General features: G+C 57.7%; 16 protein-coding genes and 1 tRNA gene. 9 read left to right on the forward strand and 8 right to left on the reverse strand.

Annotated elements, in window-relative coordinates; genetic code table 11:
* Nucleotides 1–93 precede the first annotated feature (93 nt).
* Nucleotides 94–528 (forward strand): ion channel, encoded by a 435-nt coding sequence (locus ACR0I7_RS04175; RefSeq protein ID WP_480508716.1) that lies wholly within the window; start codon nucleotides 94–96, stop codon nucleotides 526–528.
* On the opposite strand, the gene cls is transcribed toward ACR0I7_RS04175, so the two are convergent.
* The 4 genes from cls to ACR0I7_RS04195 all read right to left on the reverse strand — a co-directional run bounded on the left by cls (nucleotide 525) and on the right by ACR0I7_RS04195 (nucleotide 6,006).
* Nucleotides 525–1,937, reverse strand: coding sequence for a cardiolipin synthase (cls, locus tag ACR0I7_RS04180; protein ID WP_480508718.1), 1,413 nt, complete (start codon nucleotides 1,935–1,937; stop codon nucleotides 525–527). The two genes, ACR0I7_RS04175 and cls, sit on opposite strands and share 4 nt — an antisense overlap.
* Nucleotides 1,938–1,959: 22 nt before the next feature.
* On the reverse strand, nucleotides 1,960–2,934 hold the full coding sequence (locus ACR0I7_RS04185; RefSeq protein WP_480508720.1) for an HAD family hydrolase: 975 nt from the start codon (nucleotides 2,932–2,934) through the stop codon (nucleotides 1,960–1,962).
* 73 nt (nucleotides 2,935–3,007) lie between these two features.
* Nucleotides 3,008–4,618, reverse strand: coding sequence for an arylsulfatase (locus tag ACR0I7_RS04190; protein ID WP_480508722.1), 1,611 nt, complete (start codon nucleotides 4,616–4,618; stop codon nucleotides 3,008–3,010).
* 311 nt (nucleotides 4,619–4,929) lie between these two features.
* Nucleotides 4,930–6,006, reverse strand: a complete 1,077-nt coding sequence (locus ACR0I7_RS04195; RefSeq protein WP_480508724.1) for an AI-2E family transporter — start codon at nucleotides 6,004–6,006, stop codon at nucleotides 4,930–4,932.
* 151 nt (nucleotides 6,007–6,157) lie between these two features.
* Here ACR0I7_RS04195 and ACR0I7_RS04200 point away from each other — a divergent pair, with 151 nt between their 5' ends.
* The 3 genes from ACR0I7_RS04200 (at nucleotide 6,158) to ACR0I7_RS04210 (ending at nucleotide 9,234) form a co-directional block, all read left to right on the forward strand.
* The gene (locus ACR0I7_RS04200) at nucleotides 6,158–7,027 is read left to right on the forward strand and encodes a YihY/virulence factor BrkB family protein (RefSeq protein WP_480508726.1); all 870 of its coding nucleotides are present in this window, start codon (nucleotides 6,158–6,160) and stop codon (nucleotides 7,025–7,027) included.
* Entirely contained in the window at nucleotides 7,024–8,952 is a 1,929-nt protein-coding gene (locus ACR0I7_RS04205; protein ID WP_480508728.1) for a multiheme c-type cytochrome, read from the forward strand. Before ACR0I7_RS04200 ends, ACR0I7_RS04205 begins: the two co-directional genes overlap by 4 nt.
* A 99-nt stretch (nucleotides 8,953–9,051) precedes the next feature.
* Entirely contained in the window at nucleotides 9,052–9,234 is a 183-nt protein-coding gene (locus tag ACR0I7_RS04210) for a hypothetical protein (RefSeq protein ID WP_480508730.1), read from the forward strand.
* A gap of 4 nt (nucleotides 9,235–9,238) precedes the next feature.
* Here ACR0I7_RS04210 and ACR0I7_RS04215 read toward each other — a convergent pair whose 3' ends face one another.
* From ACR0I7_RS04215 to ACR0I7_RS04225, 3 genes are read right to left on the reverse strand one after another with little or no spacing between them, the layout of a single operon-like run.
* Entirely contained in the window at nucleotides 9,239–9,955 is a 717-nt protein-coding gene (locus ACR0I7_RS04215) for an RlmE family RNA methyltransferase (RefSeq protein WP_480508732.1), read from the reverse strand.
* A 52-nt stretch (nucleotides 9,956–10,007) separates the two neighbouring features.
* Nucleotides 10,008–10,343, reverse strand: a complete 336-nt coding sequence (locus tag ACR0I7_RS04220; protein WP_480508734.1) for a hypothetical protein — start codon at nucleotides 10,341–10,343, stop codon at nucleotides 10,008–10,010.
* Nucleotides 10,344–10,363: 20 nt separating this feature from the next.
* On the reverse strand, nucleotides 10,364–11,476 hold the full coding sequence (locus ACR0I7_RS04225) for a Ppx/GppA phosphatase family protein (protein WP_480508736.1): 1,113 nt from the start codon (nucleotides 11,474–11,476) through the stop codon (nucleotides 10,364–10,366).
* A gap of 239 nt (nucleotides 11,477–11,715) precedes the next feature.
* Between ACR0I7_RS04225 and ACR0I7_RS04230 the strand changes: the two genes are divergently transcribed.
* The 4 genes from ACR0I7_RS04230 to ACR0I7_RS04245 all read left to right on the forward strand — a co-directional run bounded on the left by ACR0I7_RS04230 (nucleotide 11,716) and on the right by ACR0I7_RS04245 (nucleotide 14,237).
* Nucleotides 11,716–12,012, forward strand: a complete 297-nt coding sequence (locus ACR0I7_RS04230) for a virulence factor (protein WP_480508738.1) — start codon at nucleotides 11,716–11,718, stop codon at nucleotides 12,010–12,012.
* 26 nt (nucleotides 12,013–12,038) lie between these two features.
* Nucleotides 12,039–12,965, forward strand: a complete 927-nt coding sequence (locus ACR0I7_RS04235) for a methylenetetrahydrofolate reductase (RefSeq protein ID WP_480508740.1) — start codon at nucleotides 12,039–12,041, stop codon at nucleotides 12,963–12,965.
* 9 nt (nucleotides 12,966–12,974) lie between these two features.
* Nucleotides 12,975–14,036 (forward strand): methyltetrahydrofolate cobalamin methyltransferase, encoded by a 1,062-nt coding sequence (locus tag ACR0I7_RS04240; protein WP_480508742.1) that lies wholly within the window; start codon nucleotides 12,975–12,977, stop codon nucleotides 14,034–14,036.
* A 127-nt stretch (nucleotides 14,037–14,163) separates the two neighbouring features.
* Nucleotides 14,164–14,237 (forward strand) — tRNA-Gly (locus ACR0I7_RS04245).
* A 44-nt stretch (nucleotides 14,238–14,281) separates the two neighbouring features.
* On the opposite strand, the gene ACR0I7_RS04250 is transcribed toward ACR0I7_RS04245, so the two are convergent.
* On the reverse strand, nucleotides 14,282–16,324 hold the full coding sequence (locus tag ACR0I7_RS04250; RefSeq protein WP_480508744.1) for an ASKHA domain-containing protein: 2,043 nt from the start codon (nucleotides 16,322–16,324) through the stop codon (nucleotides 14,282–14,284).
* 217 nt (nucleotides 16,325–16,541) lie between these two features.
* Between ACR0I7_RS04250 and guaB the strand changes: the two genes are divergently transcribed.
* Nucleotides 16,542–17,990: an IMP dehydrogenase gene (gene guaB, locus ACR0I7_RS04255; RefSeq protein WP_480508746.1), complete on the forward strand. Its 1,449-nt coding sequence runs from the start codon at nucleotides 16,542–16,544 to the stop codon at nucleotides 17,988–17,990.
* The last annotated feature ends 55 nt before the right edge of the window (nucleotides 17,991–18,045 follow it).

Genomic DNA, 18,045 nt, shown 5'->3' on the forward strand with positions numbered 1-18,045 from the left:
GGGTTCCATTCGCCGCACCTTCCGCGGGGTTGTTCTGGGATAGGCAAACGGCCATGCTGGCGATGCACGTGTCATTGGAAAGCAGGTCAAATCATGACGTTGTCACAACAAATCCTATGGGGCAGCCTGTATCTGGGCCTGTGCTTTCTGATCGAGATCATCCTGCTGACATGGTGTACCTTTGCCATTCGTCGCCTGGTTGAGAAATGGGAGGACAAAGGCGGTATTGTGCCCACCGCCGGCCCGATCACGCTGGCGCTGGCCTTTATCGTTGTCACCCATACGATTCAGGTTTGGATCTGGGCCATCGTCTGGGTTCTGGGCGATGTGCTGCCGGACTGGAACACGGCGCTCTATTTCTCGCTGGTGACATTCACAACGCTTGGCTACGGCGACATTGTTCTGGGCGAAGGGCTGCGTATCTTTGGGGCCTTCGCCTCGGTCACGGGGCTGTTGGCCTTTGGATTGTCGACGGCCTTTATGGTGGCGCTGATGACGCGCGTGTTTCAGGAACGCTTTCTGAACTAAAGGATCGGTGCAAAAAGCCGCGCGAGTGGCGCGCCGAACCGGATATGCATGGGCTGTTCTTTCAGCGATCGGGTCAGTTCATAGCTTGCTTCGAAATCCGTCTGCAACATTGCGTCGACGGCCTGTGCGGCGCGGGCGTCAAAGAACAGCGCCATGGCTTCGAAATTCAGTCGGAATGAGCGGTTGTCCAGATTGGTTGTGCCAACAGCGGCCAGAGTATCGTCGACCACAAACACCTTTTGATGCATGAAACCATCGGTATAGCGGAAAATCTTCACGCCGCAGTCCCGGACCTCATCGAAATAGGCAAAAGCGGCCAGCCAGGGCAGGCGGTGGTCAATGACCTCGGGCACCAGAATACGGACGTCGACACCGCGCAGGGCAGCGTGTTGCAGGGCTGTGAGAATATCGATATCAGGCACAAAATAGGGCGACGCGATCCACAACCGCTCCTTAGCTTCGGCAATCGCGGAAAAAAACATCATCGCGCCGGTTTCGGTTTCATCACCCGGACCGGTCGCAACCAAAAGTGCATTCATGTCCTGTTGCGCTTCGCTACCGGCCCAATCCAGCTGATCGATCAGATCTTCGCCACGGGCCCAGTGCCAGTCTTCGGTAAAGATCAACTGCAGCTGACGAACGATATGGCCCTGCATTCTGATATGGGTATCGCGCCAGCGCCCATATGCTGGATTTCGACCCAGATATTCGACTCCGACATTGTGACCGCCGATAAACCCGACTTCTCCATCGATGATCACGGTTTTCCTGTGATTGCGATAGTTGAGTTGAAATCGGAAATTCGGCCCCCGTTGCTCCCGCGGGTCCGCGACATCGACGCCCGCTTCACGCAGTGTCTCAAGATAACTAGACGGCAGGCCATAGCTGCCAACTGCATCGGTCATGAACCGCACATGCACACCGCGTTGGACAGCCGAAATCAGCTTCTCCTGCAGCAGGGTTCCTAAAGCGTCATCACGCACAATGTAAAACTGGATCAAGACATAGCGCTGCGCCGCGTCGATGGCTTTGAAAATCGCCTCGAACGTGGCATCGCCATCGACCAGCAGCTCGACTCCGTTGCTGCGAGAGACGGGCAGATGCGCCAGCGCTTCAAACGGTCTTGGATTGATCTGCATGGTCTCGGGGTTGGGCTTTGCATAATCAGCGAAGGTCTTGATGCCCTCGACTACTTGTTCGCTTTGTTTGCGGGCGATGCGATAGCCGCGAAACCGGTGGCGTCCCAGAAACAAATAAAGGGGGACGCCCAGCATCGGCGCCGAGAGCAGGAACACCACCCATCCAACAGCACCCTGCGGGGTGCGGGCCGTTTGCGCGGCACGCAGCGAGAAGAACACTGCCACGCAATAAAGCGCAAACAGGGAAAAAGAGACCAGCAATGTCCACATCTATGAAAGGCGTCCCGACTGTTCAGTTGGCCCCACTGTAGATGCGGGACCAGTCCTGCGCCATATCTACGATGACCCAACCCATGTCGGGCCCTTTATCCAGCCCGTCCACCAGACGGCCGATATGGCTGTCGCGATCATAAGCCCATTCACGTTCGGCATCCGTATGATGGATCAGTACGCCCATGCGCGCACCTTCTCCGGCTGTGGTCCATTCGAGCATCGCAAAGTCTCCGTCAGAATTTCCGACGGCCAGAACAGGGCGCTTACCTATCGTGCGTTCAATGTTGATCGGTTTGCCCTCCTTGTCGTCGACAAAAGCAATGCCGGGTGATTTGACGATGGTTGGGACGCCCTCGACCCTCTCATAAATGCTGTCACCGTAGGTGCCCAGAACCTGAGACGGCGGGATGCCATAGGCTTGCTCGGCAAAGACCCGCATGAAATGGATACCGCCGCCAGAGACGATATAGGTCGTGAAGCCTTCGTCGCGCAGATATCTGAGCAGTTCGACCATGGGTTGATAGGTCATCTGATCATAGGGCAATCCGGTCGCCTCGTGGCGGGCTTGTGTCAGCCATTTTGCGGTTGACGCCTGAAAGGCCTCAACACTCATGCCCGAATGCGAGACGTTTATCACCTCGATCAGCGCCTCTACACCGCCGTCAAGGATCGGGTGCAGGTCGCCTTTGGCGGCGGCCTCAAGGACGGGGCTTGTCAGGATCGAAGGATCATCCTTTGCCATCTCAGCCAGCCGGTCCATGGCAAAGATAAGCTGGAAATAGACCGGCTGTTCGGCCCAAAGCGTGCCGTCATTGTCAAACACTGCGATCCGGTCAGCGGGCGTGACATAGTCTGTGCTGGACGGGTCTGTCACGGCATCAACAAAGGAGACGATCCGGTCACGGGTCTCGGTGTCCCGCCAACTGGGCAGCGGATCGGCGTAAAGGCTGACGGGTAAGCCGCAAAGAAGGGTCGTAAATATTAGGTTTCGCATCAAAACACCCTGTATCTAATGGTTAGGGCCACCCGGTATCAGGCGGCCCTTGGGAGTTCGGCCAGGTTTGAGCCTAGTTGTTGGTGGGGGTCGTCAGCTTTTCCATCACCCGATCCAGATTGAAACTGGCCGCCTTTTGTCGTGGCGGAAACTCTTCAAAAGTCGCCAGGAAGTTCCCCACATATTGCTGGGCGGGAACCAGGAAATACGCCCGATCCAGCAACCAGTCATAATAGGTGTTGGACGTGCGATAGGCCCGCTCATAGGGGTCGCGACGCAGGTTGATGATCAAGGGAATGCGCAGCTCGGTCCAGGGTTCGATCCAGGCGCGCAGGGTTGCCCATGCTTTTTGCTCAAGGAAGATCAGCTTCCAATCATCGAAACGCAGCGCGGTCAGATCGCCGTCATCCGAGAAATAGAAGATTTCGCGGCGTGGGCTTTCGGTTGCTTCACCGGTTAGCAGGGGCAGGATGTTGTACCCGTCAAGATGCACTTTGTAGTCGCGCCCCATGGCTGCTGAGGTATATCCCTCCATCAGCTTGCCCTTGATCTCAGGGTCGCCTGCAATGGCCAGATAGGTCGGCAGCCAGTCCATGTGGTGAACGATCTCATTGCTGACCGATCCCGCTTCGATCTGACCGGGCCAGCGGACCATCGAAGGCACGCGCCAACCGCCTTCCCAGTTGGTGTTCTTCTCACCCCAAAACGGCGTTGCGGCGGCATCCGGCCACGTGTTCATGTGGGGGCCGTTATCGGTCGAGTAGTGAACAATCGTGTTGTCCGCGATGCCCAGCTCGTCCAGCAGGTCCAGCAGCTGGCCCACATGCATGTCATGTTCGATCATGCCCGCCGTGTATTCATCTGCCGAGCCGCCAAAGATCTCGTTCGCCTGGGCCCGCATTTCATCTTTGACATGGGTGCGGAAATGCATACGGGTGCCGTTCCACCAGACATAAAAGGGCTGACCCTGATCATGGGCGCGTTTGATAAAGTCGATGGCCGCCGCAACGGTTTCTTCGTCTACTGTCTCCATACGCTTGCGGGTCAGCGGGCCGGTGTCTTCGATTGAGCCATCGGCGCTGGATTTAATGACACCGCGCGGGCCATAGGCCTCGCGAAAGGTGCGGCCGTCCGGCAAAACAGCATCACCCGGATAATCTTCGTTTTCAGGCTCTTCCTCGGCGTTCAGGTGATAGAGGTTTCCAAAAAACTCATCAAAACCGTGGTTTGTGGGTAGATGTTCATCTTTGTCGCCCAGATGGTTCTTGCCAAACTGACCCGTGACATAGCCGTGGTCCTTCAAGAGGCCCGCGATGGTTGGGTCTTCTGTCTGCATGCCCAGATCGGCACCGGGCAGACCGACCTTGGATAGGCCGGTACGGAAAACGGACTGCCCCATAATATAAGACGAACGGCCGGCGGTGCAGGATTGTTCACCATAATAGTCCGTTAAGATCATGCCTTCTTTGGCCACACGGTCGATATTCGGCGTCTGATAGCCCATTAAACCCATCGTATAGGCCGAGATGTTGGACTGACCGATATCATCGCCCCAAATCACCAGGATATTGGGCTTTTGATCCTGCGCCAGGGCAGGGATGGCCAGCAGGGCGGCTGCGGACGCGACGACAAGGCGCCGCACCTCTCTGCGCCAGATATCGGTAAACGAGCGTGATGATGACATGATATGCTCCTGAACAGACTGGATCGCACGGGACCCATTGGCATGAAGTGATTTGGATGGCTGGTCTTAAGGGCCACCGGCAACTATTTGATTCCTAATTAAAATCCCTGCACGATGCCGAAAATCGACGGCATCTCAACAGGTAGAGGAATATCCAAGGTAGATATCACATAATCGAATTAAAGCATACATTTCTTTGGTTAATTTCTGATCCCGGTGCGGGAAGCCGCCCGTGACAATAGTTTTGTAGGGTCAGGCTGTCTGACTTCCCTGAGGTGACCTCAACAAGCGCTGTATTCTTGCTAGCCAAGCTAGGTCGGCGTGTCGTCCTCACCCAATCGGCCGTCCAGAGACATTAGGATCGCCACAGGGCGCAGCGCCGGGATGTGGCTGAAAATAATCAGAATGCAGACGGTCAGCGGCACGCTGAGGAAGGCGCCGATCAAGCCCCAAAGCGTGGTCCAGAATGTCAGCGCCATAATGACCAGAAAGGTCGACATGTTCAGCGACCGACCCAGCATGGCGGGGTCGAGAAAATTTCCGATCAGGAATTGAATGGTGCCGCACCCCAGAACAATGATCAAAAACGGCGCGATGCTGTCAAATTGCACAAGCGCTATCATCGCCGGAAATACCACCGCGATAATCGAACCGATCGAGGGGATGAAGTTCAGGGCAAAGGTCAGCACCGCCCATGTCTCGGCATATTCAAGGCCCAGCGCGCGAAAAACAGTATAGCTGATACTGGCGGTGATCAGACTGATAAAGGTTTTGACCCCGACATATCGCTGCAGACTGTATGAGATCGCGTCCAGAATTGAGGCCAGATCGGCCCCGGTCAGCGGGCTGCCAGCCGCAAGCTGCAGCTTTTTGCGAAAGGCAAGACGCTCGGCCATCAAAAAGGCCACGTAGAGGCTGATCAGAAAAAACTGGTTGAGCAAAGAGGTTGCGCTGCCCAGCAGCAGGCGCGCCACGTATGACATATCGATGCTGACAAGGTTATCGCGGATAAAGCTGGTTACATCGTTGCCGGCAAGTCCGGTGATGCGATTGACCGCACTGTCGAACTGGGTCTCATAGGTCCCGATTGAACGGGCAAATTGGGTCGCCTGACTGCCCAGAACATACATGATCATAAACAAGCCAGCCAAAACAACGGTGATCGCTGCAACATTCGCCAGCCAAACCGGCGCGTGCGTCAATGAGATAACCCGATCGCTGAGCGCGATGATCAGAACGTTCACCAGCAGCGCCACGGTCAAAGGTATGAGAAAGCTGGCCCCGGCATACAACCCCAGCACCACAAGTGTGGCAACGATGGTGACATCGCGAACCACCGCCAGCTTTAGCCTGGGCCTTGAGGCAGTGTCTTGGGGATCAGAAGTCATGTGATGCCTTGGATTGTCGCGCCGGTGTCGGGGCAATCCTGCACGGGTCAGTGGGTTTATGCAATCCGCTCAGGCGGTTATGGGCGTGGATTCCGCTGATCTGCGGCATTGCCGGGTTCTGCCGCTGCACAAGGCAGGTTAGGGTCGGGATATGTCACACTCCGCGATTCCCATTTTTGGCCGCTTTATCCGCGCGTTCTGGCTGGCGGTTCGGCGTTTTGACGACAAGAACGGCTTTGTCATGAGCAGTCATGTCGCCATGTCGCTGATGATGGCTCTTTTTCCTTTTGTTCTGTTCACCGTGGCGTTGGCAGGCGCGCTGTCGCAGGGATATGTCACCGACGAGTTAATCGAACTGATCTTCGGGGCCTGGCCGAAGGATGTGGCCGACCCGATTGTGAGCGAGCTGCGGGCGGTTCTCGTCGGGGCCGGATCGGGTGTAATCACGTTGGGTGGCCTTTTGGCGATCTATTTTGCGTCCAACGGGGTCGCCGCAGTGCGCGCTGCGATGAATATGGCCTATCACGACCATGACAGCTGGCCGTTCTGGAAAACGCGCCTGCTGTGTTTTGCGCTGGTCATTATGGGCGGTGCCGCCATTCTTGCGATTGCAGCGGTCGAGGTAATCTTGCCTGTCTACACGCAGCTTGTGTCGGAAAAGACCACGGTCGATGTCGCTGACTGGCTGTCCGTCGACCGTTTGCGCTGGACTTTCACAGTTGCTGTGCCGGCAGGTACAGTCTTGCTTGCTCATCTGATCCTGCCAACCCGACGGCACAGCCTGATGCAGATATTGCCCGGTGTCATCCTGACGCTGGCCCTTTGGACAGCGGGCGGTTGGGGATTTTCGATCTATATCGCGCAATTTGCCACCTACAGCGCAACTTACGCAGGGCTAGCGGGGGCGATGGCTGCGCTGATATTTCTATATCTGTGCTCTGCCATGTTGATACTGGGCGCAGAATACAACGGTGCGCTCATAGACCTCGGGTCGACAGCGCGATCTGGCGCGGACAAATGAAGACGGACAGGCGCGATAGCGCTGGCATGTTGTGGGTGAGTGCCCTGACTGCATTTCTGATTGCCGCAACATCTGTTCAGGCGCAGGACTATGTGGGGTCGGACAGCTGCATCGACTGTCATCACACTGAAACGCGCGACTGGGCTGGCTCGCATCACGCCAATGCTTGGACAAATGCATCGACGGACACCGTTCGGGGCGATTTTGGGGGAACTGCGTTTTCGCATGATGGAATGTCTGTGGCGTTCGAGCGGTCAAACGATCAGTACCACGCCCGTGTAACCGAGAAGAACGGCGAGACGACCAACTATACGGTACACTCGGTCGTGGGTGTCGAACCCTTGCAGCAATACCTGTTTGAGACCGAACCGGGCCGTTTTCAGAGCTTTGACGTAGTTTGGGATACCGAGCGTGATCAGTGGTTTCATCTCTACCCCAATCAGGATCTTCCGCCGGATGACGGGCTGCATTGGACTGGTCCTTACAAGAACTGGAATGCGCGATGCGCAGAATGCCATGCGACCGGGTTCGAAAAGGATTATGATCCGGTCGCCCGTCAATACAATTCGCACCAGTCCGAAATCGGGGTCGGGTGCGAGGCTTGTCATGGACCCGCTTCGGAACATCTGAACTGGGCAACCGGCAAGGCGCCCCTTGATGGTCTGGATGCCTTTGGGTTCGCGATGAGTTGGGGCAGGGGGGGCGCCGAAGCAGAAATCCAACAATGCGCCGGATGTCACTCCAGACGCGAAGCGTTGGACGATGGGAATCCTCTACCCGGTACGGCCTATCACGATGCCTATAACCTCGCCCTTTTGCGCCCCGGTTTGTATCACCCGGATGGGCAGATACTAGACGAAGTCTATGTCTACGGATCGTTCCTGCAATCGCGGATGTATCAAAAGGGCGTCAGCTGCCTGAACTGCCACGACGCCCATAGTGGCGCGCTAAAGGCCGAAGACAACGGGGTCTGTACTCAGTGCCATTCATTGGCTGGGAATGCCGATTTTCCATCGCTGGTCAAAGCTGAATACGATAGTCCCGATCACCACCACCACCCGGTCGAGAGCGCCGGTGCGCAATGTAAAAGCTGTCATATGATCGAGCGCACTTATATGGGTAACGACGGTCGGCGCGATCACAGTTTTCGTATTCCGCGTCCCGATCTGGGGTTGGGTACAGATGCCTGCACCGATTGCCACGAAGGCCGCGATCAGGGCTGGGCGGCGCGTCAAATCGAGCGTTGGTTTCCTCAGTCCGAACGGCGCGGCAGTCACTATGGTTCGGTTTTCAAGGCGGCGCTGTCGGGCCGGTCAGACAGCAGTCCTGAGCTGTTGGAAATTGCCCGCGATCCTTCTGAGGCCGGGATCGTACGGGCGACGGCATTGTATCTGCTGCTGCCCGTCGCTGACTCGGAAATCGCTGCCCAAACTGCGCTTTTGCTGGCGGATGGTGATCCGCTGATCCGGGCAAATGCGGCTGCGTTACAACGTGCAGCGCCTTTGTCAGACAAGGTGACCCGGCTTGAGCCCTTGCTGTCTGATCCATTTCGGAATGTTCGTATTTCAGCTGCCAAAGAATTCCTGACGGTCCCGGATCAGGCGATGACGCCGAGCCAGCGCGCACTGGCCGCGCAGGGGATGGCGGATTGGCGGCAGACGATGTCAAACAGGCTCGATTTCCCAGAAACGCATCTGGTTCTGGGCGGAATGGCGCTGAGACTGCGCAACGTGCAGGCGGCTGAGCGCGCTTTTCGCGAGGTTGTCACGCTTGATCCGCAACGGGCTGAGGCCTGGCCCTTGCTGGTGCAACTGGCGCAGATCAATCGGGGACCGCAGGCGGCGCGTCAGGTGTTGCAAGAGGGGTTGAGCATCCTGCCTGACGATCCGGCCTTAAACCAGCTTGCGACGCAAGTTGGCCGCTGAAACGGCATCAAGCTGACGGTTTTGCGCCACGATACTGGCAATGTTCGGCGGTAGGGGTCGGACAGGGCGGCACGCCCTTTGGTTTCTCAAAGGTGATCCATGTCAGATACAGCGGCAGCAAAAACAACGTCAGAGCAAACATCATTGGAAGAGCGCATTCTAGACCTGCGCAACAGACAGCCGACCTATATCAACCACGGCGAGGCGCTGCTGCTGATCGGGAACGCTGCCGCATCGCTGCGCGCGCAACGTCTGAGCGACGACCGCATCGTTCTGGACTGAGCGCTTAACCGCGGAACCCTGTCGCAACGACAAATTTCTCGGAGCTGTCCGAGCGGGATGCGGGCGGTTTGACGTTGGCCACCTTGTCAAATTTCTGCTTCAACAGCTTTTGAAGATCGCCTTCGGCCCCTCCGGCAAGAACCTTGGCGACAAATGTGCCTCCCTCGTCGAGGACATCAAAGGCGAAATAGGCCGCAGTTTCGCACAGGGCCATAATGCGTAGGTGGTCTGTCTGTTTATGCCCCGAGGACGCGGCAGCCATATCCGACATCACCACATCCGCATTGCCGCCCAGCCAGTCTTTGACCTTGAGATCGGCGTCGTCTTCCATGAAATCCAGAACATGGGCTTCGGCACCCGCAACTGGCTCGACCTCTTGCAGGTCGACCCCCAATACTGTCCCAATCCGCTTGCCGCTTTTCTCGCCCAGCGCGTTGACACGTTTCACGGACACCTGCAGCCAGCCGCCGGGCGCGCATCCCAGATCCACGACGCGCGCGCCGGGGACAAGGAACCGGAACTTGTCGTCCAGTTCCAGAATCTTGAACGCCGCGCGTCCACGATACCCTTCGGCCTGCGCGCGCTTGACATATGGGTCATTCAACTGACGCTCTAGCCATCGGGTCGAGCTGAGCTTGCGCCCGCGCGCGGTTTTGACCTTGACCTTCAGGTCGCGCTGTCCGCGACCCGACGTGTTTTTACCGCTCGGTGTTTTGGCCATACAGATGGTCTCCTGAAGAATGCGTGGCCTTTAAAGGCTCATGCAATGGGTATCAAGCCACTGCGCCCGGCATGTCCCTCAATAACAGATCGGGCCACGGGGACGAAACACCAAACGCCAGAAAACCCAAACCGTTCAATACCGACCTAACCAGAGTGGCTCGGCGGATATCGGCCTGTGCGAAATCATGCAGCAATATTAGTGCATCCTGCGCTTGGTTCGATGGAACCTGTATTGCGATACCCCCAATCGCAAGCGCATAATGGGGCGTGATACCTGCAATGTGATAGCCGGGGCAAAATACATCAAATTTCGCGGCCTCAAGCGCACATATTGTCGTTGAAGCGGTCGAGGTCCGATACGCAATCGCTATGGTGGACAGGGGCATATTGAGCAGCAATCAAGTGTTTAAAATGGTCCGTCTTCCAATACGCCGTCGGCGCTCATCTGTGCATAGAGCAAACCCTCCCGCAGCCCCCGATCCGCCACAGACAGACGGTCCGTGGGCCAGCAGCGCAGTAAGGCCTGCAAGATGGCCGAGCCTGACATGATCAAGGCCTGACGGTCGTCTCCGATCCGAGGGTCGCGGCGACGGCCCTGCGGGCCGAGTTCAAGATAACCGCGGATGACTTTGTCAATCTGATCGCTGGTCATGCGCAGCCCATCCACTTTGGTCCGGTCGTAGCGTCTTAGCCCCAAATGCGAGGCCGCAACGGTGGTGACCGTCCCACTGGTGCCAACGATCTGAAACCCCTCACGGGCCTGTTCGTCTTTGTACGGCGCGAAGTCCGCCAGATTCTCTTCGAAGAACCAACTCATCAGCGCAAAGCGGGCGGCATCATCCTCGACGTCATGGAACTGGTCGCGCAGGGTTGCGACGCCCAGTGGTACGCTGATCCAGTCTACGACCTTGGCTGCGGGAAAAGGGCTTTCTGCGGCGTGGAACCCATTATGCAGGCGCATGATGGCTGCAGGCCTGTCGCGGCGGGGCACGGACGAGATATCAATCCAGACTAATTCGGTCGAGCCGCCACCAATATCCACCACCAACAATTGCTCGGTCTTGGTCGAGACCAGCGGTGCGCAGGATATCACTGCCAGGCGGGCCTCTTCTTCTGGTTGGATAATATCAAGTGTCAGACCGGTCTCACGCTTGACTTGCCGGATGAAGTCGCGCGAGTTCTTGGCGCGTCGGCAAGCCTCGGTCGCGATCAAACGCATCCGCTTGACCTTGTTGCGTTTCAACTTTTGCTGGCAAATCCGTAAGGCCTGAACAGTGCGTGACATAGACGCCCGCGACAGCCGTCCAGTACGCTCTAGACCCGCGCCTAGTTGCACGGACTTGGAGAAACTGTCGACCACATGGAACCCGCTGCCCTTGGGCTGGGCGATCAACATGCGGCAACTATTTGTTCCTAGATCCAGTGCCGCATATAATGCATCCGGATCGGGTTTTGCTGGCGCGGGGCTTTCGACCGCTTTCGGGAACGCGCCCGCACCTTTGGGACGCTTGGGCGCCATCGTAACGCCCTCCGATTTTCGAGTTACCCCGACCATAGGTCGCGCACTGCAATCACGCAAGACGCTCATTATCGTCATGAAGATTTTGATGTCGGGGTCTTGGAAAAGTTCGGATACAAGCCCGGTACATAATCGCGGGCAAAAACGTCGCTGTGAAAGCGTCGTGTGTCGAAATTCGACCGAACAAAGCCCACATTGAAGTTTAGAACCGGTCCATCTGGTTAGGAGGAATCACGGCGATGCCTGACGTCACCATCGTTTACTGGCGCGACATTCCCGCCCAAGTCATCGTCGGCAAAGGCCGCCGGGGCGCAAAACGTCAGCTGGAGGAGCGGTTCGAGCAAGCCATCGACCGCGCTGCGATGAAGGTGAACGCCAAGGACAGTGATGCCTATCTGGCCGAGTGGCGCAAGGCCGCCCCGTTTGCGGTTGAGGGCGATCCGTCCGAGATTGCCGAAGCCGAGGCCGCGCGTCTGGAAACGGAATACGATCAGGATCGCATTAAGGCCCTGATCGCCAATGACGGTTGGGCATGAGCCCCAGATCTTTATGGGAGGCCGCAATGGCTTTGCTGAACTTCAAGAAACGCGATGCGGTCGAAAACGGCCCAGTGAACCCCACCGTCGAAGCCTTTCTAAAGGGCTATTCGATCGAAGTGATGCCGCGCACTGCTGAAAAAGTCGAAGATTTCCGTGCGCTGCTACCCGAAGGCACCCGCGTCTATATCGCTCATATCGAGGGCACGCCCATCGAGGATATGGTCAACACCGCCAAGCGTATCGCGGCCGAGGGCTATCCGGTGATGCCACATTTCCCGGCGCGGATCATCAAGGATGCGGCGACTTTGGAAAACTGGATCGCGATGTATCAGGGCGAGGCAGGCGTCGATCAGGCGCTGCTGCTGGCCGGTGGTGTCGCCATCCCGCACGGCGATTTCCACAGCTCGATGCAGTTGCTGGAAACCGGTTTGTTCGACAAGGCGGGCTTCAAACGTTTGCACGTCGCGGGCCATCCAGAAGGTAACAAGGACATTGATCCGGACGGCTCGACCAAAAACGTCGAGGATGCGCTGCGCTGGAAACAGAAGTTCTCAGAAACGACCGATGCGGACATGGCCCTGGCGACGCAGTTTGCCTTTGATGCCAAACCAATCATCGCCTGGGCTGACGGGCTGAAAGAGGCTGGCATCGACATCCCTGTGCATATCGGTATCGCGGGGCCGGCCAAGCTGCAGACATTGATCAAATTCGCCATTGCCTGTGGCGTCGGTCCATCGCTGAAGGTGCTGCAGAAGCGCGCTATGGACGTGTCCAAGCTGTTGCTGCCTTACGAGCCTACGGATGTTTTGACTGAACTGGCCAACCACAAGGCGGCCAACCCGGATTTCAACGTTACCAAGGTCCACTTCTTCCCGCTGGGCGGGATCAAGACCAACGCCAACTGGGCGATCAATAACGGCGGCGCTTCGGCAAAGCCCGTAAACTCCTAAGGAACGGACATGACCCGTACAGTCGTAGAATCAAAAACAAAAACTGCCGTTCTGGGCTTTGATGAACCGTTTTGCGTGATTGGTGAACGGATCAACCCCACTGGCCGTAAGAAACTGGCTGCAGAGCTGGAGGCAGGCGATTTCTCAACAGTTGAGAAAGACGCGCTGGCGCAGGTTGCCGCAGGGGCCACCGTTCTAGATATCAATGCAGGCGTTGTCTACAACTCGAACCCCAACCCCAATGAAACCGAACCGCCGCTAATGCGCCAGATCGTTGAAATGGTGCAGGGGCTGGTTGATGTGCCGCTGTGCATCGACTCTTCGGTGCCGGGCGCCCTTGAGGCCGGTCTGGAAGCGGCAGAGGGCCGCCCGCTGCTGAACTCGGTCACAGGCGAGGAAGAGCGTCTGGAACTGGTTCTGCCGCTGGTCAAGAAATACAACGTGCCGGTTGTGGCAATCTCGAACGATGACACGGGTATTTCCGAAGACCCGGATGTACGCTTTGCAGTTGCCAAGAACATTGTCGAACGCGCCGCCGATTACGGCATTCCCGCGCATGACATCGTCGTTGACCCGCTGGTTATGCCGATCGGTGCGATGGCGACTGCTGGTCAACAGGTCTTTGCTCTGGTCCGTCGCCTGCGCGAGGAACTGGGTGTGAACACCACCTGCGGTGCGTCCAACATCTCGTTCGGTCTGCCAAACCGTCACGGCATCAACAACGCGTTCCTGCCGATGGCCATGGGTGCTGGCATGACGTCGGCGATTATGAATCCGGTGGCGCTGCCGGTGACGCAGAAGAAGATTGCGGAAAAGAAAGAACAGGTTGCCGCCGCTGGCATTGTTTTGCCCGAAGGCATGGATGACGAGGCATTTGTTCAGATGTTCGGCCTGGGCTCGACCAAACCACGCTCCGGCAAAGAGATGGAGGCCATTCGTGCCGCCAATCTGCTGACCAACAACGACGCGCATGGCGGCGAGTGGATTCGGTTCAACAAACCCCCCGAAGCCGCTGGAGCCGAAGGAGAAGGTCGCGGTCGCCGCGGAGGCGGGCGTCGTCGCCGCGCTTGAGAGAAGCAAGCAGAGATTCTGTTTGGGCCGGGTTCTGTACCCGGCCTTTTTCGTAAAAAAACGATACCAAATTGGGCGTATGGCATCTTGTCTTCGACAAAGACGTAATGCTATTCAAAGCCGCGCGGCGGGTATGATGTAATGGTAGCCTGTCAGCTTCCCAAGCTGAACGCGCGGGTTCGATTCCCGCTACCCGCTCCAATCAATCACTGCCATCTGTCTGACACAGCTTGAGGACGGCGTGCCTATGATCGTCTGCGACGGCGGCGGCCCGTTTTTTCGTCCGCGCCGCCCGTGTTGAAGCTGGGGTTTGGCAGCGTCACCACATGCGCGAGTTCAGTGAACGGATCGGTTTTGTGCGGGATTGCGTTTGCAGCGACAAAATGATCCTGAAACTTTGGCTCAATCGCGGTTTCGACCTTGGTGATTTCGCGCACAACGCGTTCGATCTCGGTGCGCGCACCGATGTTGCACAAGGCAATCCGCGCCCCTGTACCAGCTGCATTGCCTGCACTGGTGACCTTGTCCAATGGCGCATCCGGAATCATGCCCAGAACCATGGCGTGTTTGGTCGAGATATGAGCCCCAAACGCACCCGCCAGAACAACGCGATCCACCCTGTCCACGGCCATTTCATCCATCAGCAGTCTCGCGCCGGCATAAAGTGCCGATTTTGCCAGCTGAATCGCCCGGATGTCGCCCTGCGTGACGGTGATCCGAGGGCCACCTTCGGCGCTTGCATCGTGGATCAGATAAGAATGTGTGCGCCCTTCGGGTACGCAGCGCGAGGTGCCTGTCTGTTCGGCCGAGCCAATCAGGCCGCTTTCGTTCAGCAGCCCGGCCATGCGCATTTCGGCAACGGCTTCGATAATGCCTGATCCGCAGATGCCCGTGATGCCGGTGGTGGCGATATCACGATCAAAACCATCTTCGTCTGACCACTTCTCGGACCCGATGACGCGAAACCGCGGTTCTTTCGTGGCAGGATCGATCTCGATCCGTTCAATTGCGCCGGGGGCGGCTCGTTGCCCTGAACTGATCTGCGCGCCCTCAAATGCAGGGCCGGTGGGTGAGGAACAGGCCAAAACCCTGCTGGTGTTGCCCAGCAGTATTTCGGCATTGGTGCCAACATCGACGATCAAGACCAGATCGTCGGACTTTCCCGGTTCTTCCGATAGGGCAACGGCTGCGCAATCTGCGCCGACGTGACCAGCGATACAAGGAAGGATATAGACCTGCGCGCGCGGGTTCATCGTATCGAGGCCCATGTCGCGGGCAGGTAAGCTGAGGCTTTCTGACGTCGCCAGCGCAAAGGGGGCCTGGCCCAGTTCCACCGGATCAAGACCCAAAAGCAGGTGGTGCATGACGGGGTTACAGACGAATACGGTCTCGACGATCAGTGCGGCATCGATCCCGGCTTCGTCAGCGATCGTCATCACAAGGTCATTGATCGCCGCCCGCACGGCCTGCGTCATTTCTTGATCGCCGCCGGGGTTCATCATCGCATAGGACACGCGACTCATCAGATCCTCGCCAAAGCGAATCTGTGGGTTCATCAACCCAGAGGACGCTTTGACCTCACCAGTCTCAAGATCAGTCAGATGCGCCGCGATTGTGGTCGAACCGAGATCGATGGCCAGCCCATACAGGCCAACCTCGTGCAGCCCCGGCCAGATTTCTGTGATGCGGGCAGGGGCGTCAGAATGGCCCTTGTGAACTGCCACTGTCACCTCCCATTTGCCTTTGCGCAGGGTGGGCTGCAGCTTGGACATCAAGGACAGGTCGGCACTGACCGACTCAATCTGCCATTGTTCGCGCAGAGCACGTTCCAGCCGTTCCAGATCGCCGGTTGGCGAGTGCATGTCGGGCTCTTCCACCACAACGAAGTACAGGCGCGTCGCAGGGTCCATGGTGATGGCGCGCGCTGCAGCGGCCTTGCGTACGACCTGACGGTGGACCTGACTTTCTGCAGGGACGTCAATCACGACATCGCCCTGAACCGTTGCCTGACATCCCAGACGACGCCCCGGTTTTAGGCCACGCTTGTCGTCATAACGTTGTTCGACTGCGTTCCATTCGCTCAGCGCACCTTCGACGACGGTGACGCCATGTTTAGGAAACTCACCGAAACTGGGTGTGATCTGGCATTTCGAACAAATGCCGCGCCCGCCGCAGACCGAATCCAGATCGACCCCCAACTGGCGGGCGGCTGTCAGAACGGGTGTCCCCACCGGAAAATGCCCGCGTTTGCCGGACGGGGTAAAGACGACAAGGGGGTCGGTGGTCATGTGCGGCCTGCCTGTTGTGTTCGTGCGTGTCCCGCGCAAGATATGAGTTTGCGCGCAAAGGGAAAGGGCATTCAGCGGCAAGTTTTGGCTGCCGAGCGTCGTTTTATGCCATGGCGGGTCCCAGTCATTGACAACAACTTGTATGCGGGGGCTTTTCCTTCGGATGAATCCATGTAATAGGGTCACCGCCAAACGGGGTTTTGCATGGGGTTAGCAGATGCAGATTCGTGAGGCACTCACCTTTGACGACGTTCTTCTGGTTCCGGGCGCATCTTCTGTGCTGCCGGCAACAGCGGATACAACGACGCGCGTAACGCGTCAGATCACCATGAATATCCCGCTGCTCAGCTCGGCGATGGACACGGTGACCGAGGCGCGCATGGCCATTGCCATGGCGCAGGCCGGCGGCATCGGCGTGATCCACAAGAACCTATCCGTGGATGAGCAGTCGCGTGAAGTTCGACGTGTGAAGCGCTTTGAATCAGGTATCGTCTACAACCCGATCACACTGCGGGCCAATCAGACGCTGGCGGATGCCAAGGCGCTGGTGCAGCGCTACAACTTTACCGGGTTTCCGGTGATCGAAGAAGACGGTCGGGTCGTTGGTATTGTCACCAACCGAGACATGCGCTTTGCCACCTCGGACGATACGCCCATCAAGATGATGATGACCTCCGATAACCTTGCAATGCTGCAGGAACCGGCCGATCTGGATGAGGCCAAAAGCCTGATGAAGGCGCGCCGGATCGAAAAGCTGCTGGTGGTGGATGGTCAGGGCAAGCTGACCGGCCTGCTCACCCTGAAAGACACGGAACAAGCGGTTCTGAACCCGACCGCCTGCAAGGATCATCTGGGCCGCTTGCGGGTTGCCGCCGCCACATCGGTCGGCGACGCCGGCTTTGAGCGATCCGAGCAACTGGTGGATTCTGGCGCTGACATTATCGTTGTCGATACGGCGCACGGCCATTCTCAGGGCGTTTTGGATGCTGTGACGCGGGTTAAATCTCTGTCAAACGAGGTTCAGATCATCGCGGGCAACGTCGCGACCGGTGACGCGGCCAAAGCGTTGATCGATGCGGGTGCGGATGCGATCAAGGTCGGCATTGGCCCTGGCTCGATCTGCACGACCCGCATGGTCGCCGGTGTGGGTGTGCCTCAGCTGTCCGCAATCATGGATTGTGCGGCTGCGGCTGGCGATGTGCCCGTGATCGCAGATGGGGGCATCAAGTTCTCGGGCGATTTTGCCAAAGCCATCGCGGCAGGTGCGTCCTGTGCCATGGTCGGCTCGATGATCGCTGGTACGGATGAAAGCCCTGGCGAAGTCATCCTGTATCAGGGCCGCTCGTTCAAATCATATCGGGGCATGGGCAGCCTTGGCGCAATGGCGCGCGGTTCGGCGGATCGATATTTCCAAAAGGATGCTGCGAACGACAAGCTGGTGCCGGAAGGGATCGAAGGGCAAGTGCCCTACAAGGGTTCCGCCGGTGCAGTGATCCACCAGTTGGTTGGCGGGTTGCGTGCGGCCATGGGGTATACCGGCTGCGCTACGGTCGATGAAATGCGCCGCAACTGCAACTTTGTAAAAATCACGGGTGCTGGTCTGAAAGAAAGCCATGTGCATGATGTTCAGATCACGCGTGAAAGCCCGAACTACCGGGTCATGTAAATCGATGATCGGCTCGATTGCTGGGCGTTGCATAAGCACTATCTTGGAGCGGCCC

The organism is Ruegeria sp. AM1 (genome assembly GCF_056540745.1).